The sequence below is a fragment of the Rhizobium sp. 01T444 genome (assembly GCF_056398305.1).
Genome location: NZ_JBFTPD010000032.1, coordinates 61,750 through 84,160, shown reverse-complemented (window position 1 = coordinate 84,160; position 22,411 = coordinate 61,750). Strand labels below are relative to the sequence as shown.

The 22,411-nt window shown below is 59.9% G+C and carries 24 protein-coding genes; 14 read left to right on the top strand and 10 right to left on the bottom strand.

Annotated elements, in window-relative coordinates; translation table 11 throughout:
- Nucleotides 1-471: crossover junction endodeoxyribonuclease RuvC (ruvC, locus tag AC1DTN_RS30785; RefSeq protein WP_477923974.1), on the bottom strand; the 471-nt coding region annotated here is incomplete at its 3' end.
- 248 nt (nucleotides 472-719) lie between these two features.
- Between ruvC and AC1DTN_RS30780 the strand changes: the two genes are divergently transcribed.
- From AC1DTN_RS30780 to AC1DTN_RS30770, 3 genes are all read left to right on the top strand, one after another.
- Nucleotides 720-3,035, top strand: coding sequence for a methyl-accepting chemotaxis protein (locus AC1DTN_RS30780; protein ID WP_113323817.1), 2,316 nt, complete (start codon nucleotides 720-722; stop codon nucleotides 3,033-3,035).
- A gap of 7 nt (nucleotides 3,036-3,042) precedes the next feature.
- On the top strand, nucleotides 3,043-3,537 hold the full coding sequence (locus AC1DTN_RS30775) for a GNAT family N-acetyltransferase (protein WP_113323810.1): 495 nt from the start codon (nucleotides 3,043-3,045) through the stop codon (nucleotides 3,535-3,537).
- Nucleotides 3,538-3,637: 100 nt separating this feature from the next.
- Nucleotides 3,638-4,639, top strand: a complete 1,002-nt coding sequence (locus AC1DTN_RS30770; protein WP_113323809.1) for an LLM class flavin-dependent oxidoreductase — start codon at nucleotides 3,638-3,640, stop codon at nucleotides 4,637-4,639.
- A gap of 72 nt (nucleotides 4,640-4,711) precedes the next feature.
- Here AC1DTN_RS30770 and AC1DTN_RS30765 read toward each other — a convergent pair whose 3' ends face one another.
- Entirely contained in the window at nucleotides 4,712-5,458 is a 747-nt protein-coding gene (locus AC1DTN_RS30765; protein WP_113323808.1) for a YebC/PmpR family DNA-binding transcriptional regulator, read from the bottom strand.
- A 173-nt stretch (nucleotides 5,459-5,631) separates the two neighbouring features.
- On the opposite strand from AC1DTN_RS30765, the gene AC1DTN_RS30760 reads away from it, so the two are divergent.
- Nucleotides 5,632-6,135 (top strand): pyridoxamine 5'-phosphate oxidase family protein, encoded by a 504-nt coding sequence (locus AC1DTN_RS30760; RefSeq protein WP_113323807.1) that lies wholly within the window; start codon nucleotides 5,632-5,634, stop codon nucleotides 6,133-6,135.
- Nucleotides 6,136-6,165: 30 nt separating this feature from the next.
- Here AC1DTN_RS30760 and AC1DTN_RS30755 read toward each other — a convergent pair whose 3' ends face one another.
- The 4 genes from AC1DTN_RS30755 to AC1DTN_RS30740 all read right to left on the bottom strand — a co-directional run bounded on the left by AC1DTN_RS30755 (nucleotide 6,166) and on the right by AC1DTN_RS30740 (nucleotide 9,125).
- A complete protein-coding gene (locus AC1DTN_RS30755) occupies nucleotides 6,166-7,011 on the bottom strand; it encodes an MBL fold metallo-hydrolase (protein WP_113323806.1) in 846 nt (281 codons plus the stop codon).
- 95 nt (nucleotides 7,012-7,106) lie between these two features.
- Complete coding sequence (locus AC1DTN_RS30750; RefSeq protein WP_007827096.1) at nucleotides 7,107-7,931, bottom strand: TIGR00282 family metallophosphoesterase; 825 nt, start codon at nucleotides 7,929-7,931, stop codon at nucleotides 7,107-7,109.
- Between the two features lie 3 nt (nucleotides 7,932-7,934).
- Complete coding sequence (locus tag AC1DTN_RS30745) at nucleotides 7,935-8,522, bottom strand: 5-formyltetrahydrofolate cyclo-ligase (RefSeq protein ID WP_113323805.1); 588 nt, start codon at nucleotides 8,520-8,522, stop codon at nucleotides 7,935-7,937.
- Between the two features lie 66 nt (nucleotides 8,523-8,588).
- Complete coding sequence (locus AC1DTN_RS30740; protein WP_310383440.1) at nucleotides 8,589-9,125, bottom strand: MarR family winged helix-turn-helix transcriptional regulator; 537 nt, start codon at nucleotides 9,123-9,125, stop codon at nucleotides 8,589-8,591.
- Between AC1DTN_RS30740 and AC1DTN_RS30735 the strand changes: the two genes are divergently transcribed.
- A complete protein-coding gene (locus tag AC1DTN_RS30735) occupies nucleotides 9,109-10,176 on the top strand; it encodes an FUSC family protein (protein WP_113323803.1) in 1,068 nt (355 codons plus the stop codon). The two genes, AC1DTN_RS30740 and AC1DTN_RS30735, sit on opposite strands and share 17 nt — an antisense overlap.
- On the opposite strand, the gene AC1DTN_RS30730 is transcribed toward AC1DTN_RS30735, so the two are convergent.
- The 4 genes from AC1DTN_RS30730 to AC1DTN_RS30715 all read right to left on the bottom strand — a co-directional run bounded on the left by AC1DTN_RS30730 (nucleotide 10,173) and on the right by AC1DTN_RS30715 (nucleotide 14,027).
- On the bottom strand, nucleotides 10,173-10,964 hold the full coding sequence (locus AC1DTN_RS30730) for a hypothetical protein (RefSeq protein WP_113323802.1): 792 nt from the start codon (nucleotides 10,962-10,964) through the stop codon (nucleotides 10,173-10,175). The genes AC1DTN_RS30735 and AC1DTN_RS30730 overlap by 4 nt on opposite strands.
- 39 nt (nucleotides 10,965-11,003) lie before the next feature.
- On the bottom strand, nucleotides 11,004-11,918 hold the full coding sequence (locus AC1DTN_RS30725) for an NAD-dependent epimerase/dehydratase family protein (RefSeq protein ID WP_477923972.1): 915 nt from the start codon (nucleotides 11,916-11,918) through the stop codon (nucleotides 11,004-11,006).
- The gene (locus tag AC1DTN_RS30720; protein WP_477923970.1) at nucleotides 11,915-12,739 is read right to left on the bottom strand and encodes a glycosyltransferase; all 825 of its coding nucleotides are present in this window, start codon (nucleotides 12,737-12,739) and stop codon (nucleotides 11,915-11,917) included. The genes AC1DTN_RS30725 and AC1DTN_RS30720 overlap by 4 nt, the downstream gene beginning before the upstream one ends.
- Before the next feature lie 67 nt (nucleotides 12,740-12,806).
- Nucleotides 12,807-14,027, bottom strand: coding sequence for an NAD-dependent epimerase/dehydratase family protein (locus tag AC1DTN_RS30715; protein WP_113323799.1), 1,221 nt, complete (start codon nucleotides 14,025-14,027; stop codon nucleotides 12,807-12,809).
- Nucleotides 14,028-14,145: 118 nt separating this feature from the next.
- Between AC1DTN_RS30715 and ybgC the strand changes: the two genes are divergently transcribed.
- From ybgC to tilS, 9 genes are all read left to right on the top strand, one after another.
- Nucleotides 14,146-14,595 (top strand): tol-pal system-associated acyl-CoA thioesterase, encoded by a 450-nt coding sequence (gene ybgC / locus AC1DTN_RS30710; protein WP_477923977.1) that lies wholly within the window; start codon nucleotides 14,146-14,148, stop codon nucleotides 14,593-14,595.
- A gap of 402 nt (nucleotides 14,596-14,997) precedes the next feature.
- Nucleotides 14,998-15,717, top strand: coding sequence for a protein TolQ (gene tolQ, locus AC1DTN_RS30705; protein ID WP_007827062.1), 720 nt, complete (start codon nucleotides 14,998-15,000; stop codon nucleotides 15,715-15,717).
- 14 nt (nucleotides 15,718-15,731) lie between these two features.
- Nucleotides 15,732-16,187, top strand: a complete 456-nt coding sequence (gene tolR / locus AC1DTN_RS30700) for a protein TolR (protein ID WP_113323797.1) — start codon at nucleotides 15,732-15,734, stop codon at nucleotides 16,185-16,187.
- An 8-nt stretch (nucleotides 16,188-16,195) separates the two neighbouring features.
- On the top strand, nucleotides 16,196-17,335 hold the full coding sequence (locus AC1DTN_RS30695; RefSeq protein WP_113323796.1) for a hypothetical protein: 1,140 nt from the start codon (nucleotides 16,196-16,198) through the stop codon (nucleotides 17,333-17,335).
- Nucleotides 17,335-17,748, top strand: coding sequence for a hypothetical protein (locus tag AC1DTN_RS30690; protein WP_113323795.1), 414 nt, complete (start codon nucleotides 17,335-17,337; stop codon nucleotides 17,746-17,748). Before AC1DTN_RS30695 ends, AC1DTN_RS30690 begins: the two co-directional genes overlap by 1 nt.
- A 20-nt stretch (nucleotides 17,749-17,768) precedes the next feature.
- The gene (gene tolB / locus AC1DTN_RS30685; protein WP_113323794.1) at nucleotides 17,769-19,079 is read left to right on the top strand and encodes a Tol-Pal system beta propeller repeat protein TolB; all 1,311 of its coding nucleotides are present in this window, start codon (nucleotides 17,769-17,771) and stop codon (nucleotides 19,077-19,079) included.
- Between the two features lie 158 nt (nucleotides 19,080-19,237).
- On the top strand, nucleotides 19,238-19,765 hold the full coding sequence (pal, locus tag AC1DTN_RS30680; RefSeq protein WP_113323793.1) for a peptidoglycan-associated lipoprotein Pal: 528 nt from the start codon (nucleotides 19,238-19,240) through the stop codon (nucleotides 19,763-19,765).
- Nucleotides 19,766-19,923: 158 nt separating this feature from the next.
- Nucleotides 19,924-20,922, top strand: a complete 999-nt coding sequence (ybgF, locus tag AC1DTN_RS30675) for a tol-pal system protein YbgF (protein WP_113323792.1) — start codon at nucleotides 19,924-19,926, stop codon at nucleotides 20,920-20,922.
- A gap of 11 nt (nucleotides 20,923-20,933) precedes the next feature.
- Nucleotides 20,934-22,337: a tRNA lysidine(34) synthetase TilS gene (gene tilS / locus AC1DTN_RS30670; protein WP_113323791.1), complete on the top strand. Its 1,404-nt coding sequence runs from the start codon at nucleotides 20,934-20,936 to the stop codon at nucleotides 22,335-22,337.
- The last annotated feature ends 74 nt before the right edge of the window (nucleotides 22,338-22,411 follow it).

Genomic DNA, 22,411 nt, shown 5'->3' with positions numbered 1-22,411 from the left:
GTGATGAGCATGGCAGATGGCGATCGCCAATGCGTCGGCAGCGTCGTCGCCTTTGAACTCCGCCTTCGGCATCAGGATCTTCAGCATCATGTGGATCTGCTTCTTTTCGCCGTGGCCGACGCCGATGACGGTCTTCTTCACGGCGTTTGGCGCATATTCCGATACCGGCAAACCCGCACGGGCCGGCACGAGCATGGCGATGCCACGGGCCTGGCCGAGCTTCAGCGTGGCGACCGCGTCCTTGTTGACGAAGGTCTGTTCGACGGCGGCTTCCTCCGGTTTGTAGGAATGGACCACATCAGCAAGACCGTCATGCAGCTGGCAGAGGCGCGAGGCGAGATCCATGTCGCCATCCGAGGTGACGGTTCCCGAGGCAACGAAGCGCAGCGAATTGCCGAGCGTATCGATGATGCCCCATCCCGTGCGGCGAAGGCCGGGATCGATACCGATGATGCGAATCGTGTTTTGCATGGTTCACCCTATAGCGATGGTGAAATAAGTGCCATCGATATGTGAACAAAACAAAAACATGCCTTGTTTTTGCGGGACCGCATTTACCGCGAATTAAACCGAATGCCTGAATTCTAATCCATCAAATGTGAGAGGAGCCGGCTTTCGCAAAGCTTAAGGCTTCCGATGCTCTGTTTGTAGTTCAACCGGTGGGTGATGTCTCCAGGATGCCACTCGCCGGCGTCGCCGTTCCGGAAGGGTTCGTTTTCATGGCTCAGAGATTTCAGTCCCTGTCCTTCAAGGTGATAGCCACCTTCATCCTGCTGACCACGCTTTCGGTCGCGGTGATCAATATCCTCGCCTATTTCGCCAGCAGCCGCGTTTCCGACGAACAGGCGCTGAAGGCCAAGGAGAGCGTGCTGATCTTCCGCGGCGACATGCTGCAGGACCAACTCGAGCAGCTTGAGAACCAGGCAACCTCGATTGCGCGCATCGAAGCGCTGCAGATGTCGATCACCAACCTGAAGAGCGGTTGGAAGACGATGGAGAAGAGCTCCGGCGATGCTCGCGGTGAGCTGAAGAAGGTCTTCATCACGAACAATCCGAACCCGGCCGACCAGCGCGAGAAGCTCGCAAAGCCGGAGGGTCCGAGCGGTTTCTATTATTCGAGCCATGAGAAGACGCAGGGCGAAGTGGCGCGTGACCTCGCCGATACCGCCTTCAACGACCTCTTGATCGTCGATCTCGACGGCACCGTGCTCTATTCCTACAAGAAGAATGACGACTTCGCCGAAAACCTGAAGTCGGACGCCTGGAAATCGGCCGGCGCGGGCATCGCCTATGCCAAGGCAATCGAAAACACCACCAAAGCGACGGACGATTCCGCGCCGACGGCCTTCTCCGGCTTGCGTGTCGATGCCGGCAGCGGCAAGTCGGCGATCTTTTATGCCGTGCCGATCGTCAAGCTCGGCCAGGCGAAGGGGCTGATGCTGTTCAAGGTGCGCGACGATGTCGTCACCAGCATTCTGGCAAAGGGTATCGTGTCCGGCAGCACGGCAAAGACGGCCATCATTTCGGCTGATGGTTCGGCCATTGGTCTCAATGCATCCGGTCAGCTTGTGACGCTCGATGCTGCACCGTTCACCTTCATCAAGGATGCGCTTGCGAGCTCGGCAATGACGGTTGCGGATTTCGATCGCGCCGACGGCGCGGCACGCGCCTATGTGCGTGGCATCGATTATCGCGGCGACCGTTTCCTCGTCGTTGAAAGCGTGCTGCTCAGCGAATTGAATTCGGGCTCCATCGAGGTCGCTACATTGCTGACCTCGATCGGCATCGGCGTTCTCGTCATCATGGCGGTCGCCACAGGGCTCATCACCAACTTCCTGTTCTCGCCGCTTGCCCGTCTTGCCGGCGTGACCCGCGAAGTCGCAGACGGCAAGCTCGACATCGAGATCGGCAGCCAGAACCGCAAGGATGAGATCGGCACGATGGCGAAAGCGCTTGCTCGCTTCAAGCAGTCGCTGATCGAAGGCCGCGAGCTCGAAGCTGCGAGCGAGCAAACGCGCATGCGGGCAGAAAGCGAGCGCCAGCAGAATCTGGCTCAGCGCGAGGCGGAGGCCCGCAGCCTGCAGGACGTGGTCACAGCACTCGACGAGGGGCTTCATCATCTGGCGAGCGGCGATCTGGCCTATCAGATCGAAACCCGCTTCCCGAACGAGCTCGAAAGCCTGCGCGTGAACTTCAACGAGGCGCTGGCGACGCTCAACGAAACGATGACTGCGATCGGCGGCAACTCCATGGCCGTGCGTGCAGGCTCCGAGGAGATGCGGACGGGTGCCGATGAACTGGCCGGCCGCACCGAGCGGCAGGCAAGCTCGATCACAGAGACGGCCAACGCGATCAGCGCCATCACCCAGTCAGTGCGCGTACAGATCGAACGCGCCGAGCAGGCCGCGCGCATCGCCCGCGACGCGAAGAAGGAGACTGTCGGCTCCAGCCAGATCATGCGCGAGACGATCGCGGCGATGGAAGCGATCCAGGCGTCTTCACGGCAGATCAACACCATCATTTCCGTCATCGACGATATCGCCTTCCAGACGAACCTGCTGGCGCTGAATGCCGGTGTCGAGGCAGCGCGTGCCGGCGAAAGCGGCAAGGGCTTTGCGGTCGTCGCTATGGAAGTACGCGAACTGGCGCAGCGGTCTTCGAGCGCTGCCAAGGAAATCTCCAGCCTGTTGCAGAAGTCCACGCATGAGGTGGAAAGCGGCGTGGCGCTCGTTGAAAGGGCCGGCATTGCGCTGACTGGCATCGGTGGTCATGTTGAATCCATCAACGGCCAGATCAATGAGATCATGGAATCCACCCGTGAAGAGGCAGACACCCTGCGGCAGATCAACAGCTCAGTCGCCGAGCTCGATTCCATGACGCAGCAGAATGCGGCGATGGTCGAGGAGACGACGGCTGCAATCCACCGTCTGGCAACCGAAGCTGTGGAGATGGACCGCCAGCTCGGCAACTTCACCCTTGCCGAAGGATATCAGCAGCAGAGCGCCGACATGCATCTGCTGCGCAAACAGGCGTGATCGCATCATGCTGATCCGGTTCGAAAAGCCCGAGGATGCGGATGCCATTCATGAGCTGACGCGGGTGGCGTTCGAGCCGATGCCTTACAGCAACAATACCGAAGCGCGGATTGTCAGGGATCTTCGCGCGTCGGGTGATTTGATACTATCTCTCGTCGCGGAAGAGGGCGAGGAGATCATCGGCCATGTCGCTTTCTCGCCGATCACAATCGGTGATATCGAGGATGGATGGTATGGGCTCGGGCCGATTTCGGTAAAGCCGGAGCGGCAGCGGCAGGGGATCGGCAGAGAGCTGATCCTGAAAGGGCTCGATCTGCTGAGAGAGCGTGATGCGACCGGCTGCGCGCTGATCGGCAATCCCTCGGTCTATCGCGGCGCTGGCTTCGAGAGCGATGGGAAGCTGACCTATGGCGATCTCGATACGCGATACGTCCAGAGGGTCATCTTCAAGGGATCGCCCCCATCAGGCGCTTTGAAATTCTCCCCGGCTTTCGACGAATGACAGTTATTTTCCGCGGCAGCTTTTGTTGGCGCCGCGATTTGGAATAGCGCCACGGCGAACCTACATAGACCGCACTCCCATTCTCGAGCGGCAGGTTTCCATGGTTCCGTTTTCCATTCTCGATCTTTCCCCTGTGGCCGAAGGCACGACCATCAGCCAATCCTTTGAGGCGTCGAAGCGTATGGCACAGAAGGCGGAGGAGTTCGGCTATACGCGTTTCTGGATGGCGGAGCATCACGGCATGCCCGGCGTCGCGAGTGCGGCGACGTCTGTCATCCTCGGTCAGATCGGTGCGGTGACGAAGACCATCCGCATCGGCTCGGGTGGCGTCATGCTGCCGAACCATGCGCCGCTCGTCATCGCCGAACAGTTCGGCACGCTGGAAGCCTTGTTTCCCGGCCGCGTCGATCTCGGTCTTGGCCGCGCGCCCGGAACGGACATGCGCACGGCGCAGGCGCTACGGCGCAACCTCGACGCGGGTGCAAATAGTTTCCCCAATGATGTGGTGGAACTGCAGCAGCTTCTCGGCACACCGATCGAAAACCAGGCGATCCTCGCCGTACCCGGCAACGATTCACACATCCCGATCTGGCTGCTCGGCTCCAGCCTCTACAGCGCCCAGCTTGCGGCCATGCTCGGCCTCCCCTTCGCCTTTGCTTCGCATTTTGCGCCTGACATGCTGCTTGATGCTATCGCGATCTATCGCGACCGGTTCCAGCCCTCGTCGGAACTCGACAAGCCCTATGTGATGGTCGGCGTCATGGGCGCGGTTGCTGAGACGGACGAGGAGGCGCAGTATCACTTCACCTCGGCTCAACAGCAGTTCGTCAATCTGCGGCGCAATGTGCGCGGGCCTTTCCCACGGCCGGTCAGGGATAGGGATGCCTTCTGGTCACCGATGGAAAAGATGAATGTCGAGCACACGCTACGCTACGCCGTCGTCGGTTCGCCGGCCACGGCCGAAGTCCAGCTCAATGAATTCCTCAAGGAGACGCAGGCCGATGAGGTCATCATCTCCATGCCGATCCATGATATCGAGGCGCGGTTGAAATCGGTGGAGCTCTTTGCTGGGCTTGGCAACTTCATGCGGGCTGCGGCTTAGCCGCCAGAGCATCCCAGCAAACAAAAACCCGGCGGAATGGCCGGGTTTTTCGATTCAATATCCTGGATGGCTTTAAGCCGAGAGCTTGGCCAGAACTTCTTCGGAGACTTCGAAGTTCGAATAGACGTTCTGGACGTCGTCATCGTCTTCAAGCGAGTCGATCATTTTCAGCAGCGACTGCGCCCTCTCTTCGTCGACCGGTACGTTGTTCTGGGCGCGCCAGACTGCCTTCACGGTATCGGCTTCGCCGAGGGATGCTTCGAGCGCCTTGGCGACTTCGCCGAGGGCTTCGAAGGCGGTGGTGATGTAGTGGCCTTCCTCGTCGGTCTCCACATCATCGGCGCCGGCTTCGATCGCGGCTTCCATGACCTTGTCGGGATCGCCGGCGGACAGCTTGTAGGTGATTTCGCCGACGTGGTCGAAGGAGAAGGAAACCGAGCCGGTTTCGCCGAGTGCGCCGCCGGCCTTGGTGAAGATTGAGCGGACGTTGGAGGCGGTGCGGTTGCGGTTGTCGGTCAGGGCCTCGACGATGATCGCCGTGCCGCCTGGGCCGTAGCCTTCGTAGCGGACCTCGTCGTAGTTCTCCGTATCGGCGCCGGAAGCCTTCTTGATGGCGCGGTCGATATTGTCCTTTGGCATAGACTGGGCCTTGGCGTTCTGGATCGCCAGGCGCAGGCGGGCGTTCATCGTCGGGTCGGGCAGGCCGGCCTTGGCGGCAACGGTGATTTCGCGCGCGAGCTTGGAGAACATTTTCGAGCGCACGGAATCCTGACGGCCCTTACGGTGCATGATGTTTTTAAACTGTGAATGGCCAGCCATGGCACCCCTGTTCACGTCTCATTGTTCGGAATGGGCCGCCTTATAAGATCGGAAAGGGCGATATTCAAGGAAAAAGCAGCTTTTCGATCCTTCCCTGGCGGCGTGGTGGTGGGCGGAACAAAGCCGAGGAGATGACGTTTTCAACCGACAACACCAGCAGGAAAGGAACGGCAATGGCAAGCTTCACTGAAGCCCGGGAACAACCGGCACGTCAGCTCTGGGATCAGATCAACGATATCAATGCCGGCATGCTTGGTCTTTCAGGCATCGATATGCATATGCAGCCGATGGCACCCAACGTCGATCCGACCACCAATACGATCTGGTTCTATACCAAGACGGATGCCGAACTCGTGCAGATGATCAAACCAGGCAGCCGCGCGCATTTCTGCGTCATCGGCAAGAACCATGATTATCATGCCTGCCTGTCCGGGGTTATCGAGGTGCACCCTGATCCCTCGAAAATCGAGGAGTTTTGGAACTCGGTCGTTGCCGCCTGGTACGAAGGTGGCAAGAAGGATCCAAAGCTGACGATGCTCTCCATGCATGTCGATGACGCCGACATCTGGGTCTCGACCGGCAGCAAGCTGAAATTTGGCTGGGAAATTGCCAAGGCCAATTTCGATGAGGAGAAGATGCCTGACGTCGGCATTAAACGGCATCTGCAATTTGCGTGAGCAAACAGGCCCGGCATGGTCCGGGCCTTTTTACTGCACGTCCTTCATCACATAGATCAGAGGCTTTTTCGGCAGCGTGCGCAGCGAAACGGTGATGCTGTTGTCGGGCGCGTAGTTGACGTCGAAACCATTGCCGAACATCGAGATGAAGGCGTTAACCGGCGGGCCGCGGCGATGCATCGGCAAGATCAGCGACGAGCGCAGCCGCTTGATGACACGGCTCATACTGTCTGCACCCATGGTCAGGCCGCCATCGACCGGCACCATGACCACATCCAGCCTGCCGATTTCAGTGTAATGTGTGTCGGTCAGCTCATAATGCAGGTGGCCGAGATGGCCGATGCAGAGGCCGGCGATCTCGAAGATGAAAATGGAATTTCCGTCCTGCTGCGATCCGCCGAGCCCGTAGCTGAAGCGGATATCCGTCGTCACATTGCGGATATAGGCATCGCCGACGACAAGATTGATCTTCGCCTTGTCGCCGGGAATATCGCTCCAGCCGTGCAGAACATGCTTGATGCCCGGGTCTGGCGTCAGCGTGTAATGCGTCTGATGCGCCTTGTTCATGGTCACGACATCGGGTGTTACCGCGGGTTTGTACCAGCCGTTATAATCGGTGGCGATGACAATGCCGCCGGGTGTGTCGATCTCGAAGGTAGAATGGCCAAGGTAGGTGAATTTAACATCTTCGTCCTCGGACACCGCCGGGATTATCGGCGCCGTAACGGAGAAGCTGGCGAAGGTCGCCTTGGGGATAGTCTGCGCGATAGCCTGGCACTGGCTGACAGGTCTGCGGTTTTCCTGGGCTGCGGCAAGGCGCGGTGCGGTGAAAACCGCTAGGCATGCGATAGCGAGGACAAGACAATGCGGCTTCATGCCACCCCTCCGGCGCTTTCACGAAGCCGCGAAGATGCGGCATGCCGTCGCAGTGGTCCAGCCGGACCATGCTCACAATTGCGTGTTGCAGTGGCCTAGCGCCAGAACTCCGGGATCGTTTCGGCAAGCCGCGGGCCAAGGCGCAGCGGGGCGATCTTTTCGGCCAGACCCGTCGCATCCGAAATTTCCACGCCGACGCCGCAGATGGTGGCGGGACCAGTAGCGGCTTCCATACGGCCCTTCGGCATCTTGGAGATGAAGCGGTTCAGCGGTTCTTCCTTGTCCATGCCGAGCGAGGAATCGTAATCGCCGCACATGCCGGCATCCGACATATAGGCGGTGCCGCCATTCAGGATCTGCGCATCGGCGGTCGGCACATGAGTGTGGGTGCCGACGACGAAGCTGGCGCGGCCATCGACGAAATGGCCGAAGCACTGCTTTTCGCTCGTCGCTTCCGCATGGAAATCGAAGATGATGGCATCGGCCTGCTCCTTCAGCGGGCAGGCGGCAAGGATCGTCTCAGCCGCCTTGAAGGGGTCGTCGAGCTCGGGATGCATGAAGACGCGGCCCATGATGTTGGCGACGAGCACACGCGCGCCGTTGCGCGCATAGAAAAGACCGGAGCCGCGGCCGGGCGTTCCCTGCGGATAATTTGCCGGACGCAGAAACTGGTCATGGCGGCCTGCGAAAGCGACGGCATCCTTCTGGTCCCAGACGTGATTGCCTGTCGTCACCACATCGGCGCCGGCATTGATCGTTTCCAGAAAGATGTCTTCGGTGATGCCGAAGCCGCCGGCGGCGTTTTCGCCATTGACGATGACGAAGTCGAGCTTCAAGTCGGAAACCAGACCGGGCAGGCGGTCCCAGACCGCCGTGCGTCCCGTCTTGCCGACCATGTCACCCAGAAATAGCAGTCGCATTCCCTATCCAATCCGTGAGGTAAAATGGCGCAGGCCGCTTTCCGTCAGGATGGCATCCAGGCTTATGTCATGCGGCTCAGCCGGTACCTCTGCCACTTCCTGGCAGTCAAATGCAATGCCGATCAGCTTCGGCGACAAGCCTTTTTGCCGGAGACGGCCGATTGCACGGTCATAATGGCCGGCGCCGTAGCCGATGCGGTGGCCGCGGGAATCGAAGGCCGACAGCGGCACCAGCATGATTTCGGGGTCGAGGATAGCAGCGTCTTCGCCTGGGCCGACCGTTCCGAAGCCGGTGCCGATCATTGCCGTGCCGTGGACGAGTTCGCGGAAGACGATGGTCTGCTTGTCGATGATTGCGGGCACGCAAAGGCGGGCGCCGCGTCCGCGCCACCGTGCCATCAGCGGCTGCAGATCGGCTTCCGAACGGATCGGCAGAAAACCGGAGATGATCGTGCCGGGTGTAAAAACAATCGCATCGCCGGCATGGGCTGCCATGTCGAGGCTTTTGGCTGCGCGCAGATCCGTCGGGATCGCATCCCTGAGTGCCAGACGCTCAGCGCGCAATTGAGCCTTCAATTCCTTGGGCGTCATCTCAATTCCATATCGTTGTCCGGCGAACATAACCGCTTGCGGCTGATTGCAACAGGTGAAAAGGGTCTATTCCTCGCCTGATTGCGCCTCGTTCTCGATATGGGCATAGGCGAGTTTCAGCATGATTTCCGACGCTTCCATCAATGTCCTGCGCTCTTCCGGTGTCAGGTGGTCGTCCATCGTTTTTTCCAACCAGGCGCGGCGAGCGCCTATGTCCTCGGACAACACCGTGCGGCCGTGAGGAGTGATCGACAGTTCGATCTCGCGGCGGTCGGTCTCGCTACGCATGCGGCTGATCAGCTCGTCGCGCTCAAGGGCCGCGATGATACGGGTGACCGATTGCGGCTGCAGATGTTCTTCCAGGGCCAGCCGCCAGGCGGGCATCGGCCCCAAGCGATGAAGCGTGGCGAGGATCGCAATGGTCGACAGGCTGTGCGGACCTTCGGGGCGCGCAGCCCGCAAGCGGCGGCCGAGCAGCAGGACGGAGCGCAAGATGCGTGTCGCAGGTGCGTCGTGATTACTGGACATATCGTACGCAGTGCGTATTATTTCTTGGATGCCCAATTCCGGGTCTGAGAAACGATTGATGGAAAAGACACTCAATCACGTAGCCGGAGCCTTTCGCTGGTCGACTGAAAAGGAAGTGACGGCGATCGAAATCGCCGTATCGGCGCTTGCCATGGCCGTTCCGGCGCTGCTTGCGGCGAGGGGCCATCATACGGGGCTTGGCCTGATCGGCGGCATGGCGATGAGCGGGACGGTAGCGCATGGCAGACTGAGGACGCAAGCTGCGAGCGCAGGGGCCGCATTGCTGGTCCTAGTGTTTGCGACGGGGCTTGCCTGCGCACTCGGGCGGCTTGGCGGTGCTTGGCAGATGGGCCTGTTGGTGATTGCCGGCATTGCCGGTATCGTCGGCGGTTTCGATCGCGCTGTTGTCGCCGCCTCCATGCGCTTTGTCTTCTATCTCGTCATGGTCGGCGGCATCGTCTCTACCACCACGGCAGATCCGCTGCTCATCTTTGCCATTGTCATCGGCGGCGCACTTTTCGCTGTCGTTCTCCACATGGTGATGGCTGTGGTCGTTGCACATATCCGCCGTCATGCGGCAGAGCCGGTCGAGGATGAACGCAAGCCGAGCGCCGGACAGAAATTCAACAGGCTGTGGCGCTCCCTGACGGAGCCAGCTGGCTGGCAATATCCAGTCCGACTGGTTTCCTGCCTGGGCGCGGTCTCGCTCATCCACCTGTTCTTTCCCGATCACGATGTTCACTGGGCTGCGCTGGCGCTGGTGCTGCTGATCGAGCGGCGGCCGGAACGCTTGCCACTCAAGACGACGCAAAGAGTGATCGGCGTTCTCTTCGGTGTCTTTTGTGCGGGATTGCTGTCGTTTCTTACCTTGCCAGCCTGGGCAGATGTGCTTGTTGTCGCCGTGCTCGGCGGTAGCAGGCCCTTTCTGAGAGCCAGGAATTATCTCGCCTATTCGATGGTGATGACGCCGCTGATGATGATGGCCACGGGAACCGCCGATCATGCCCTGCCGGCTTCCGCGCTGCTGGATAGGCTATTTGCGACTGTCTTTGCCGCCTGCCTTGTGCTGCTCGTCAACCAGGCAACGATCCATTTTCTGCCGCAGACGGCCGCGCCTAAGGCTTAGACGACGATGCTCGAGGGAATGGTCGCCGTCGGCACGGCAGCCGACAGGCCGGTCACGGCTGATTGTGCTGTTCCGATTGCACCTTCGGCGGCGGCGTCGCGGTTCTTCTCGCGCAGATCGCGCATGGCCTTTTCGAGGATCTGCTTCAGCTCGCGGACGACGGACTTGAACTCTTCCATCGTCTTGCGGTCATCGGCGGAAATTGCCGACGACTTCGGACCGTCTTCGACGATTTCCTGATAGGCCTTGCGGGCATGAGCCGCACCGTCTGTTTCCGCCGTGTCCGTGCCGTCTTCCACTGCTTCCGTTGTCGTTTCGGCACCCTGCGTTGCCTCGGTTGAAGCCGTTGCATCGCTTGCGACAACGTCGGCCGTTGCATTGGTGGTGGCATCGGTCGTCGCGGCGGTGGAAGCTGATATGGCTGCTGTGCTGGTCGCAGCACTTGCATCGGAAGAGCCGCCGGTTGCAACGGCCGAGGCAAATTCGGAGGCCGCGGCGCCAACCTTACGTGCGAGTTCGGCGGCGAGACGCGCAATCACTTCAGGCGGGAAGCCCGCCGTCTTCAGCGCCTGAAGCTCCTGCTTGGCTTCTTCGAGCTTGCGCTGGGCGCGGCTCTTCGCATCGTCGGCGGAGCTTGCCAGCGAATTACGCACCTGTTCCAGCGCCAGCGACTGCCGCTGGATCTTCAATACGCCGGTATCGGGCTCGTTGCTCGTGGACGAAACGCCGGATTGTGCCGGCTGAGTGCCGCGCAGAAGGGTGGACGCCGAAACGGTTGCGAGCTGCATAATATACCCCCGATTACATTTGGGGCGCACTCTGCCAGATCAGACTTGCGTGGAACTGGGGCGCGGAACCCCTTGTTTCCCAGCCAATCGCTGCATCGTTTGTTCGAAAAGGGGCATGCCACCGGGCTTCCAGCCGAGCGCGCGGATCTTACTCGTGTTCATGGTGCAAAGCTCTGCCTTGTCCGCTGCTTCGGGCAGCGGGAAGGGACAGTCGACGTGATGGCGGATCGGCGAAAGGATATCCCTCGTATCGACGGCGATATCCGAAACGTTGAAGACCTCGCCGGAGATTCGGGCACTTTCCGTTTCCAGCATCAGCCGCACGACACGGCCGAGATCGCGTCCATGCACCTCGGTTCCCGCACGTGGGGAAACAGGCTGGCCGCTCAGATAGTCGTCGATCAGTCGATCCCATTTGTTTGGGGACCGGTCACCGTAAAMGCCTGTTGCCCGCAGGCTTGCTCCTGCAAAGCCTGGGCCGGAAAGATGGGCGAGCGCCCGCTCCGCATCAAGCTTGACCTGTCCGTAAAGGGTTTCCGGCGTGGCGGGCATGGTTTCGAAAAGCTCGGTGCCTGGTGCAGGCTCGCCGTAAGCGGCACGGCTGGACATGAAGATGCAACGGCGGGTGCCTGCGCGCTTTGCCTCCTCGAAGAGTTTCACTGTACCATCGAGATTCAGGCGGTGAAACGCCTTTGGATCATCGCCTTCGCCGCCGCGGTATTTTCCTTCGATGTGACTGAAGGCGGCGTGCACGAAAAAATAGGCATCATCGAAGGCGCCGATATCGTCCTCGTCCGGATCGAGCGAAAGCGGGGCGAAATCGACCGGACGAGAGAAGGACTGGGGGAGCGGCGCCCGCCGTCCGCCGATAATCACCTGATATCCGGCAGAAAGCAGCTCTTCGACGATATAACGTCCGACGATACCCGTTCCGCCTGATACCAGTACTTTCATGCCGCCTCATCCGGATTGGCCAGAGATGCAATCTCCGGCACGTGGCCGCCAATATGAAAACAATGCCACAAATCGATCAAAGGTTGTAGCCTCGCTGCCTTGGGATGATCTTTTTCCCAAGGTTTTTCATACTGATAGTGCAGGATAGAAATGCTCTTCCAATCCCACAGGGCCGGCATCGTGAACCAGACATATTGCAGCATGTTGAAATAGACCGGCAGACCATGCCAATTGGGGAAGAACGTCTCGAGGAAGGTCTGGTCTGTGCGCCGCCAGAAGATGTCGGGCTGATCCAGAACTGCAAGCATCTGCCGGAAGGTCTCTTGCGAAGGGYGGGCAACGAAGACGCCGGAGTTCATGCGGTGGAAGTCGGCAAGGCTTTCATAGACATTCGGCGCCGCGGAGAATTCCGGGTAGGCGAAGAGCTTGTCGACATTCTTCAAGACGATCGCATCGGCATCGATGAAAACGCAGCGCTCATATTCGACAAGCTGCCAGAGGCGGAGCTTGCAGAAATTGTCGAGCGGCGAATGAAAGGTCGGCTTGCGGCCTTTGGTGAAAGGTGCTGCGGAGTGGAGATTGCCGCGCGCATGCCGCTCGTTGAAAGCATCCGACAACGGCAGATGCTCGACTTCGATCAGCCGGCAGCCGAGAGCGTTCAGCGGGGCGAGGGTGGCCGCGTCGACTCCGCCGGTATGCAGAATGACGATGGAGGCGTCCGTGCCGGTGCGACGCAGCGAGTTTGCCAGTGCCGTCGCGCCCATGGCGTAATCGGCGTTGGTGACGAGAGTGACGTAGGCGAAGTGCGGGGCAGGGGTCATGGATGCGGGGTACTTTCCTGAACGGCCTCGCTCCGGCAAGGCCGTTGCTTCGAGAAGAAAGCACCACTCATGATACGGACTTCAGCCGCTTGCCTTCCGGGTCGTGATTAATTGTCGCGGCGATATCCTTCGTCCAGGCGGAGACGGCCGGGACGCGAGAGCGGTCGACACGGTAAGCGAATTTCTTGGCGACTTCGACGATTTCGTCGAGCAGGCCTGCCTTCAGGGTAATCGGATCGAGGCCGAGGCTGAGGAACTTGTCGTTCCTGACGACCAGATCGTTTTCGGCAGCTTCCTTGCGCGGATTGGGCAGCCAGACGACTTCGGAACCAGCCATCTTGGCGATCATCTCGGCGAGATCGCGCACGCGATGGGTCTCCGTCATCTGGTTGAAGATCTCGACGCGTGAGCCGCGCGGGGGGGGATTCTTGAGTGCCAGTTCGATGCAGCGGACGGAATCCTGGATATGGATAAAGGCGCGCGTCTGGCCACCGGTGCCGTGGACGGTCAGCGGATAGCCGATGGCGGCCTGAATGAGGAACCGGTTCAGCACCGTGCCGTAGTCGCCGTCATAATCGAAGCGGTTGATGAGCTGTGGATGGCGGCGCGTCTGTTCAGTATGCGTGCCCCACACGATGCCTTGATGCAGATCAGTGATCCTAAGGCTGTCATTCTTGGCATAGAACTGGAAGAGCAGCTGATCCAGGCACTTGGTCATGTGGTAGATCGAGCCGGGATTGGATGGATAGAGAATCTCCTGGGAGGCAGTTTCGCCATCCATCGTCTCGATGCCGACAGGCAGATAACCTTCCGGGATGGCGGCGCCGACCGTCGAATAGCCATAGACGCCCATGGTGCCGAGGTGGACCAGATGCGCATCGAGCTGCAACTCGACCAAAGCATTCAGGAGATTATGCGTGGCGCTAACATTGTTGTTAACAGTGTAATTCTTGTGCCGGTCGCTCTTCATCGAGTAGGGCGCAGCGCGCTGCTCGGCGAAATGGATGATCGCATCCGGCCGGTTTTCCGCGAGCCACTTCTTCAGGAGCTCGTAGTCCCGAGCGAGGTCGATCAGATTGAAATGAATGCGGCGGCCGGTCTCGGCATGCCAGATGCGGGTGCGCTCCTGAATGGAGTCCATCGGCGTCAGCGACTGGACACCGAGCTCGGTGTCGATCCAGCGGCGGGAGAGATTGTCGAGGATGTGGATGTCATGCCCGGCATCGGAGAGATGCAGCGAGGTTGGCCAACCGATGAAACCGTCTCCACCCATCACCGCAATCTTCATGCCACTGGCTCCTCATCGGTTGTTTTCCATCGGGATAATTAGGAAATATGACAATTGTTCAATGCTTGCCTGTCGAGAAGTGTTGCGTCAAAGAGGGCCGGAAAGTTTGGAGAAAATTATGGCGGAACACGGTTTTTCTATTTCCGGCGAGCTCACCGACGTGGGGCATCGACTCGTCCAGCGGGTCTATTATGAAGATACGGATTTCTCCGGTCTGGTCTATCACGCACGCTATCTGCATTTCCTCGAACGGGGCCGCACCGACTACCTGCGCTGTCTCGGTGTGGAGCAGCGAGAGCTCGTGAATGCGGACGAGGAAGGACTCGTCTTCGTCGTTCATCGCATGGAGATCGACTTCAAAAGCCCGGCCCGCATGGACAACATTTTGACCGTGATCACACACACCGAAAAGGCCGGCGGCGCGAAGATGGTGCTCAACCAGGAAATCCGCCGCGACGATACGCTGCTGATCGCTGCCAAGGTGATCATCGCCGTGATCAATGCCAAGGGTAGGCCGCGCCGGCTGCCGGAGGCACTGGCAAGGCAAATGCTCATTCCCGAAAGCTGAAAACAGCCGGGATATGCCTGCGTTTCCTGCGTCAAACTGCTGGAATCGAGGGCTTGTAAAAACTTGAATTTTATGTGAAGGAATTGCTGCGCTGCAAGATGAGCGCTGTGTTCAGCAACCGGACAATGTTCCGGTCAAGTTATCCAGGAACAAAATCTCCCGCGACATTCCCGCTGTCATAGTCTGGCACTAACGATCTATTAACCATAATGGTGTCTTACTTGCGGAGTCGGAGTTTGTGCGACGCACGCCTTCCTTTGACCAAATTTGACGGCAAGAAGGCGGAAGAAGAGCTTGGAAGCTTGACCAGGGCTTTGGGCGGCGGCCGCCAGACATTCTTGCGTGATCACTTCGTGCCGCCCGGTCAAGCGCCGGGCGTTTGGATTCGGGGATTTTGGATCTATGGAACAAGTAGGATTGGCAGCAGCCACGACCGACGTCAGCCTCTGGTCGCTTTTCATGCAGGCCGGCATCGTCGTCAAGCTGGTCATGCTCGGCCTTATCGCCGCTTCGGTGTGGACCTGGGCTATCGTCATTGACAAATATCTGGCCTATGGCCGCGCCCGTCGCCAGTTCGACAAGTTCGAACAGGTCTTCTGGTCTGGCCAGTCGCTGGAAGAACTCTACCGGACGCTTTCCGAGCGCAACAACACCGGTCTTGCGGCGATCTTCGTCGCGGCGATGCGCGAATGGAAGAAGTCCTTCGAGCGCGGCGCACGTTCGCCGATCGGCCTGCAGATGCGTATCGATCGCGCCATGGACGTGACGCTCGCCCGCGAATCCGAATTTCTCTCTGCCCGCCTCGGGTCGCTGGCGACGATCGGCTCGGCCGGTCCGTTCATCGGCCTCTTCGGTACGGTTGTCGGTATCATGACCTCGTTCCAGGCGATCGCCGGTTCGAAGTCGACCAACCTCGCGGTCGTCGCACCCGGTATCGCGGAAGCGCTTCTTGCGACCGCCATCGGCCTCGTCGCCGCTATCCCGGCGGTTATCGCCTACAACAAGTTCTCCGCCGACGCGGGCAAGCTCTCGGGTCGCATGGAAGGCTTTGCGGATGAATTCTCAGCCATCCTTTCGCGCCAGATCGACGAGAAGCTGCAGCCGCGCCAGGCTGCGCAGTAACGGAGTAGACGATCATGGGTATGGCTGTAGGCGGCAATAGCGGAGGGGGCGGCGGACGCCGCCGCCGTGGTAGCCGCAACAAGGGTGTGATCTCCGAAATCAACGTGACGCCGCTCGTCGACGTCATGCTGGTGCTTCTCATCATTTTCATGGTGGCGGCCCCGATGATGACGGTCGGCGTTCCGATCGATCTGCCGGAAACGCAGGCCAAGGCACTGAATTCTGAGACGCAGCCGATCACGATCTCGGTCAAGAACAGCGGCGAAGTCTATCTGCAGGAAACGCCGATCCCGGCCGAAGAAATTGCTGCAAAGCTGGAGGCGATCGCCACTACTGGCTACAACGAGCGCATCTTCGTGCGCGGTGATGCGACGGCGCCTTATGGCGTGATTGCTGACGTCATGGCCCGCATCCAGGGCGCAGGCTTCAAGAATATCGGCCTCGTGACGCAGCAGAAGAAGGACCAGTAACGCTCAAGATGAAGACCAGCGTCGTCACATCTGCGGTTCTGCACGGGCTGGTGCTTACCTGGGCGCTGGTGTCGCTCGGCGCGCCGGAATCCTTCAAGGTGGAGGATTTCGAGGCGATGCCGGTCGACCTCGTGCCGGTGGAATCCATCACGCAGATGCAGCAGGGCGACAAGAAGGCTCCGAAGAAGGAGACGTCTGCGCCTGTACCGACGACACGGCCGCCGATCCCGCAGCCGGCCGAAAATGCCGGCGACAACAAAGTCGACCTGAAGACGCCGCCTCTGCCGAACGCCAAGCCGACCAACACCGATGCGGCCGCTGCCAATTCCAGCGACAAGCCGCAGCCGCAGATCGATCCGAAGCCGAACGACGTCAAGGAAGTCAACAAGGAAGAAACCGACGTCGAGCAGCCGAAGGAAGTCGCTTCCATTCCGCAGACCAAGCCGGTGGACGTGACGCCACCGAAGCCCGAGGAAAAGCCGCCGGAAGAACAGGCCAAGCCTGCCGAACCGCCGAAGCCGGATACCGAGGCCTTGCCGGATAACGTTCCGACGCCGGTCGTCAAGCCGCAGGCAAAGCCGCCGGAACCGAAGGCTGCCGAAAAGCCGCCTGAGAAGCCTCAGGAGCAGCCGAAGACGGCCGAGAAGCCGACGGACAAGAAGAAAGCCGACAAAAAGCAGGAAGTGGCGAAATCTGCCTCCTCGATGAAGAGCGACTTCAATGCGGACGAGATCTCCGCTCTGTTGAACAAGACCGATCCTTCCGCCGGCGGCGCCAAGCGTTCGACACAGGAAGCGTCGCTAGGCGCGAAGAAGAGCAATGGCGGTGCCAAACTTAGCCAGAGCGAGGTCGACGCAGTACGCGGTCAAATCTCCGGTAATTGGTCGGTTGTTTCGGGGTTGGCGGGCGCGGGCGACGTTCATCTTCAGGTTCGTTTCCAGCTTGATCAGGCCGGAAATGTCGTTGGCGATCCAGAGGTCATTGCCACAGGAGGCCCCGATGCAACACGCCAGGCTCTCAAGAGCAGCGTGTATCGTGCTGTCATGAAATCGTCTCCTCTCAAGAATCTGCCCGCAGACAAGTATGAGGGGGACAACGGTTGGAACGAGATGGTTCTCAACTTCGACGCGAGCGATTTTGGAATCTGATGCTGGCAAACCTGTCCCACGGCAACAAGCACCTTGCAGCCGCCGCCATGCTCGCCGCGGCGCTCGGCTTTGCGCTTGCCGGGCCGGCGCAACCGGCCAGGGCGGCAACTTCCGATGAGCCCGCAGTGGCCATTCGCGAAGCCGTTGCGGCTCATTTCAACATTCCCCCGGATCTGCTTCAGGGTGGGAAAGTCCTGATCACCGTTCACATGAACCTCGACAGGACCGGCGCTATCGTTGGTTCGCCAGCGGTCGCCGCGACCGGCGGCACGGAGGCGGCCCGCAAGGGGTTCTCTGCTGCAGCGCTTCGTGCCGTGGTGGTTGCGTCGCCCTTCACGATGCTTCCGAAAGACAAATACGAATCCTGGAAAGAAGTCGTCCTGCGCTTCGAACCCGGCGATCCGACTCCATAGATGCTGAAAGGCTGTTTGGTATGACAAAGTGTTCCTTCTTCCGCGCCATCATGGTCGCTGCCGGTCTGATGACTGCGGCCGCCTTTGCGACGCCAGCCAACGCCCTTGTTGAGATCAACATCAACAAGGGTAACGTTCAGCCGCTGCCCATTGCGGTGACGGACTTCCTGCAGGGCAACATGGGTGCGCAGGTTTCTCAGGTCATCGCGGCGGATCTTCAGCGCTCCGGTCTGTTTGCGCCGGTCAATAAGACGGCCTTCATCGAAAAGATCTCCAACCCCGATGCCTCGCCGCGCTTCGAAGATTGGAAAGTCATCAATGCGCAAGCGCTGGTCACCGGTCGTGTCACCCAGGAAGCGGATGGTCGCCTTCGCGCCGAATTCCGTCTCTGGGATACTTTCGCCGGCCAGCAGATGACCGGCCAGCAGTTCTACACGCAGCCTGAGAATTGGCGGCGCGTCGCCCATATCATCGCTGACGCGATCTACAAGCAGATCACCGGCGAGGAGGGCTATTTCGACACCCGTGTCGTCTTCGTTTCCGAATCCGGCCCCAAGCAGCAGCGCAAGCGCCAACTGGCGATTATGGACCAGGACGGCTTCAACGTGCGCATGCTGACCGACGGCAGCGACCTCGTGTTGACGCCGCGCTTCTCGCCGAACCGGCAGGAAGTCACCTACATGTCCTTCGCCAACCAGCAGCCGCGCGTCTATCTGCTGCAGCTCGAAACCGGACAGCGCGAAGTTGTCGGCAACTTCCCGGGCATGACTTTCTCGCCGCGCTTTTCTCCTGATGGCCAGAAGGTCATCATGAGCCTGCAGCAGGAAGGCAACTCGAACATCTACACGATGGACCTGCGTTCGCGCACGACGACCCGTCTGACATCCACGGCTGCGATCGATACGTCACCCTCCTATTCTCCTGACGGCAATCGCATCGCCTTCGAAAGTGACCGCGGCGGACAGTCGCAGATCTATGTCATGAATGCCGACGGTTCGGGCCAGACCCGTATTTCCTTCGGCGATGGCCGTTACTCCACGCCGGTCTGGTCGCCGCGTGGCGATCTGATCGCTTTCACCAAGCAGTCGGGCGGCAAATTCTCGATCGGCGTCATGAAGCCGGATGGTTCTGGCGAACGCATTTTGACGACCGGTTTCCACAATGAAGGCCCGACCTGGGCGCCGAATGGCCGCGTCATCATGTTCTTTCGCCAGGCAGCAGGTGCGGGCGGTCCGCAGCTCTATTCGATCGACCTGACTGGCTACAATGAACAGGCCATCAAGACGCCTGCCTACGGCTCGGACCCGGCCTGGTCGCCGCTTCTGGAGTAGTGGAGGGGAAGAATATCGCCTTCATGTCGCCGCAAAGTCCTGAAAATGGGCGATGCAGGGACAAATCAACGAATCGTTAACCATAATCTTTGATGGCCGGTTAACCGAGTGCGGTTACTGTCCGGAAACCCTGATTGAAGTCGCAAGGAGACCCGGCCATGAGCCGAATTCACACCCCGGCAATGAGCCGCATGCAGAATTTCGCCCGTAACCCCGTCATGATCGCGCTTGTCGCCGGCCTTGCTCTCGCAAGCTGCGCCAAGAAGAACGTGCCGAACAGTGCCGGCGAGCTCGGCCTCGGTGCAGGTGCGGCAACACCTGGCTCCACCCAGGACTTCACGGTCAATGTCGGCGACCGCATCTTCTTTGATACCGACTCCACTTCGATCCGCGCCGATGCTGCCCAGACGCTCGACCGTCAGGCTCAGTGGCTCGGTCGCTACCCGAACTACCAGATCACGGTCGAAGGCCATGCCGACGAGCGCGGCACGCGCGAATATAACCTCGCTCTCGGCGCTCGCCGCGCTGCAGCCGCCAAGGATTATCTCGCTTCGCGCGGCGTTCCGGCCCAGCGCATGAAGACGATCTCCTACGGCAAGGAACGTCCGGTCGCCGTCTGCGACGACATTTCCTGCTGGTCGCAGAACCGCCGTGCCGTCACCGTTCTCGGCGGCGCAGGCATGTAATTCACGGCAAAAGCCGGAATTTGACGAGGCGGCTCCTTGCGGGCCGCCTTTCTTTTTGACCACACTTTGGCCAGACTCCGTTGCTTTTTGAGAGCAATTGGAAAAATCTCCTGTCGTGCCATCGGGGCGCGAAGAATCACTGGGACAGGACGATACAAATGAAGAAACTAGTCGTGGCAGGCATGCTGTGCCTTGCGGCCGTGACCGGGAGCGAGCGAGCGGCATATTCCGCTTCGTTCTTCGGCTTGCACATCGGCGGCCAATCCGCGCAACAAAGCCAGACGGCAGCGCCTGTTGTCAAGGTGCAGGGCAGCGACGCGGAAATCCGCATCCAGCAGATGGAAGACCAGATGCGGCAATTGAACGGCCGTATCGAGGAGATGAGCTATCAGCTTCTCCAGATGCAGGAGACAATCCGCAAGCAGCAGGAAGACAATGAATTCCGCTTCCAGCAGCTCGAAAAAACCGGAGGCGGCGCAGGAGCCGGCGGTGCTGCCAAGACGCCGGTGAAGAAGAGTGAAGCGGACGTCGCTCCACCGGCATCAGGCGGTGGCGATGATATCGCGAAGGTCATTCAAGCCCCGCGGGGAGCCGAAACGGCTCCCTCCACCGGCGTGCCGGCCAATGAAGGCCTCGGCCAGCCGCCGCGCGAGCTGGGCTCCATGGATTTCGACCAGAACGGCAATCCTGTCGGCAATTCCATGAACCAGAATGCGACGGTCGGTTCCGCACCGCTGCCGGATGCGGCCGCGCCGCAGCAGACCGCTTCGCTCGGCAGCGAGTCCGACCAGTACAAGGCGGCCTATGGCCATGTGCTTTCCGGCGACTACGCTACGGCAGAGCAGGAATTCACGCAGTACATCTCCCGTTATCCGAACAGCTCGCGTGCTCCAGATGCCAATTTCTGGCTTGGCGAAGCGCTTTATTCGCAGGGCAAGTTCAACGAATCGGCCAAGACTTTCCTGAATGCCCATCAAAAATACGGCACATCCGAAAAGGCGCCCGAGATGCTGCTGAAGCTCGGCATGTCGCTTGCCGCACTGGACAATACCGATACTGCCTGCGCCACCCTGCGCGAGGTCAGCAAGCGGTATCCGAAAGCCTCCCGTGCCGTCATAAACAAGGTCGCGAGCGAACAGAAGCGTCTCGCCTGCTAGGGTCTTCCGGTTTGTTTCCGGAAGATCCGATTTCTCCCGAGGCGGCAATCGACCGTTTCCTCGCTTCGCTGAAGACACCCGTGCGCATTCTTGTCGCGATCTCAGGCGGAAGCGATTCCAGTGGCCTGCTCCTGCTGCTCCATGAAGCGCTGAAGGCCGCATCCCATCTTTCCATTTCCCTTTGTGCTGCGACGGTCGACCATGCGCTGCGCCGCGAATCTGCGGATGAGGCCGGCCGGGTCGCAACTCTCTGCGCATCAATGGGCATCGCGCACCGGACGATGGTCTGGCAGGGGGAAAAGCCGAACACCGGTATCTTGGCGGCTGCACGCGAGGCACGCTACGGTCTTCTTGCCGAGGCGGCGGAAGCCTTCGATGCTGATCTCATGGTGACAGGACATACGCTGGACGATCAGCGCGAAACGCTGCACATGCGTGGAATGCGGACGGAGCAGATTTCGACCGGTATCGCGGATGCGGTGCTGTTCGACCGGCATTTCTGGATCCTGCGGCCGCTCCTTTTTTCCACCCGGGCAGATATCCGTCGCTTCCTGACCGCGCGAAGCGTGGCGTGGATCGACGATCCCAGCAACGAAGATGTGAAATACGAGCGTGTGCGGACGCGCCGGCAGCTTTCCGTTGAGGGCGCTGCCGAGACGGATATCTGTCGTGCTTGGGAAGAGCGGCTGGCTCTTTCTTCTGATGGAGCCGAATGGCTGCATCGCCATTTCAGGCTTCATGGCGGTTTACTCGGGCAGGTGATGCCCGGTGGGTTGAAGCAGGATCGCAGAGTTCTTGATTATGCGCTTGGCCGTCTGACGGCGGTTTTTGGCGGGCAGTCGTTTGTGCCGGGAAGGAAACAGATGGAGCGGCTTCTTGCATTCGCCACAGGTGGCAAGTCGGGGCGAATGACTGTCGGCCGTGTGGTATTCGATTTTCGGCGTGACGGGCTCTATCTGGCACGTGAGAGCCGCGGAATCCTGCCTCTGGTGCTTCGGTCGGGAGAAGCCGGCGTTTGGGATGGAAGATTTGAAGCGAGAAACAGGTCGTCAGAGACCGTAGAAATTACGACACGCGCCGGCTTGGCGAATGAGGCAACAATGCGTAAAGGGTCTTCCGCGCCCGACTTAGGCTCGCCGGATTCCCATGACAGGCAGGACAAGGGGGATTGGAGTCAGGGTCTTCCCAAGGCGGCGTGGAAACGGGCTGCGGCTTCTGGGCCGGCCATATCCGCAGGGCAAGGGCTTTTATTGCCGGAATTCGCCCGATCCGTCGATTTGACGCCCCATTTTGCAGCCTTCGACCGCTTTTTGACACGATTTGATTTCACCTTTGCCGAGAGGCTTTCGGCAGTTTTCTCAAGGGCGCCCTATGCGGAGCCGCCTTTAAGAAGTATTGACGGAAAAACGATCTGACAGAGTGGATCGCCTTGGCAATGGCCTGGCGCAACCCTATGTTAGAGACCAAATATGACGGCCGCCATGAGGCG

Excerpts from the sequence above, each read along its gene's own strand:
- AC1DTN_RS30780 (WP_113323817.1), top strand. The coding sequence starts at position 720 with ATGGCTCAGAGATTTCAGTCCCTGTCCTTCAAGGTGATAGCCACCTTC.
- AC1DTN_RS30775 (WP_113323810.1), top strand. The coding sequence starts at position 3,043 with ATGCTGATCCGGTTCGAAAAGCCCGAGGATGCGGATGCCATTCATGAG.
- AC1DTN_RS30770 (WP_113323809.1), top strand. The coding sequence starts at position 3,638 with ATGGTTCCGTTTTCCATTCTCGATCTTTCCCCTGTGGCCGAAGGCACG.
- AC1DTN_RS30765 (WP_113323808.1), bottom strand. The coding sequence starts at position 5,458 with ATGGCTGGCCATTCACAGTTTAAAAACATCATGCACCGTAAGGGCCGT.
- AC1DTN_RS30760 (WP_113323807.1), top strand. The coding sequence starts at position 5,632 with ATGGCAAGCTTCACTGAAGCCCGGGAACAACCGGCACGTCAGCTCTGG.
- AC1DTN_RS30755 (WP_113323806.1), bottom strand. The coding sequence starts at position 7,011 with ATGAAGCCGCATTGTCTTGTCCTCGCTATCGCATGCCTAGCGGTTTTC.
- AC1DTN_RS30750 (WP_007827096.1), bottom strand. The coding sequence starts at position 7,931 with ATGCGACTGCTATTTCTGGGTGACATGGTCGGCAAGACGGGACGCACG.
- AC1DTN_RS30745 (WP_113323805.1), bottom strand. The coding sequence starts at position 8,522 with ATGACGCCCAAGGAATTGAAGGCTCAATTGCGCGCTGAGCGTCTGGCA.
- AC1DTN_RS30735 (WP_113323803.1), top strand. The coding sequence starts at position 9,109 with ATGGAAAAGACACTCAATCACGTAGCCGGAGCCTTTCGCTGGTCGACT.
- AC1DTN_RS30730 (WP_113323802.1), bottom strand. The coding sequence starts at position 10,964 with ATGCAGCTCGCAACCGTTTCGGCGTCCACCCTTCTGCGCGGCACTCAG.
- AC1DTN_RS30715 (WP_113323799.1), bottom strand. The coding sequence starts at position 14,027 with ATGAAGATTGCGGTGATGGGTGGAGACGGTTTCATCGGTTGGCCAACC.
- ybgC (WP_477923977.1), top strand. The coding sequence starts at position 14,146 with ATGGCGGAACACGGTTTTTCTATTTCCGGCGAGCTCACCGACGTGGGG.
- tolQ (WP_007827062.1), top strand. The coding sequence starts at position 14,998 with ATGGAACAAGTAGGATTGGCAGCAGCCACGACCGACGTCAGCCTCTGG.
- tolR (WP_113323797.1), top strand. The coding sequence starts at position 15,732 with ATGGGTATGGCTGTAGGCGGCAATAGCGGAGGGGGCGGCGGACGCCGC.
- AC1DTN_RS30695 (WP_113323796.1), top strand. The coding sequence starts at position 16,196 with ATGAAGACCAGCGTCGTCACATCTGCGGTTCTGCACGGGCTGGTGCTT.
- AC1DTN_RS30690 (WP_113323795.1), top strand. The coding sequence starts at position 17,335 with ATGCTGGCAAACCTGTCCCACGGCAACAAGCACCTTGCAGCCGCCGCC.
- tolB (WP_113323794.1), top strand. The coding sequence starts at position 17,769 with ATGACAAAGTGTTCCTTCTTCCGCGCCATCATGGTCGCTGCCGGTCTG.
- pal (WP_113323793.1), top strand. The coding sequence starts at position 19,238 with ATGAGCCGAATTCACACCCCGGCAATGAGCCGCATGCAGAATTTCGCC.
- ybgF (WP_113323792.1), top strand. The coding sequence starts at position 19,924 with ATGAAGAAACTAGTCGTGGCAGGCATGCTGTGCCTTGCGGCCGTGACC.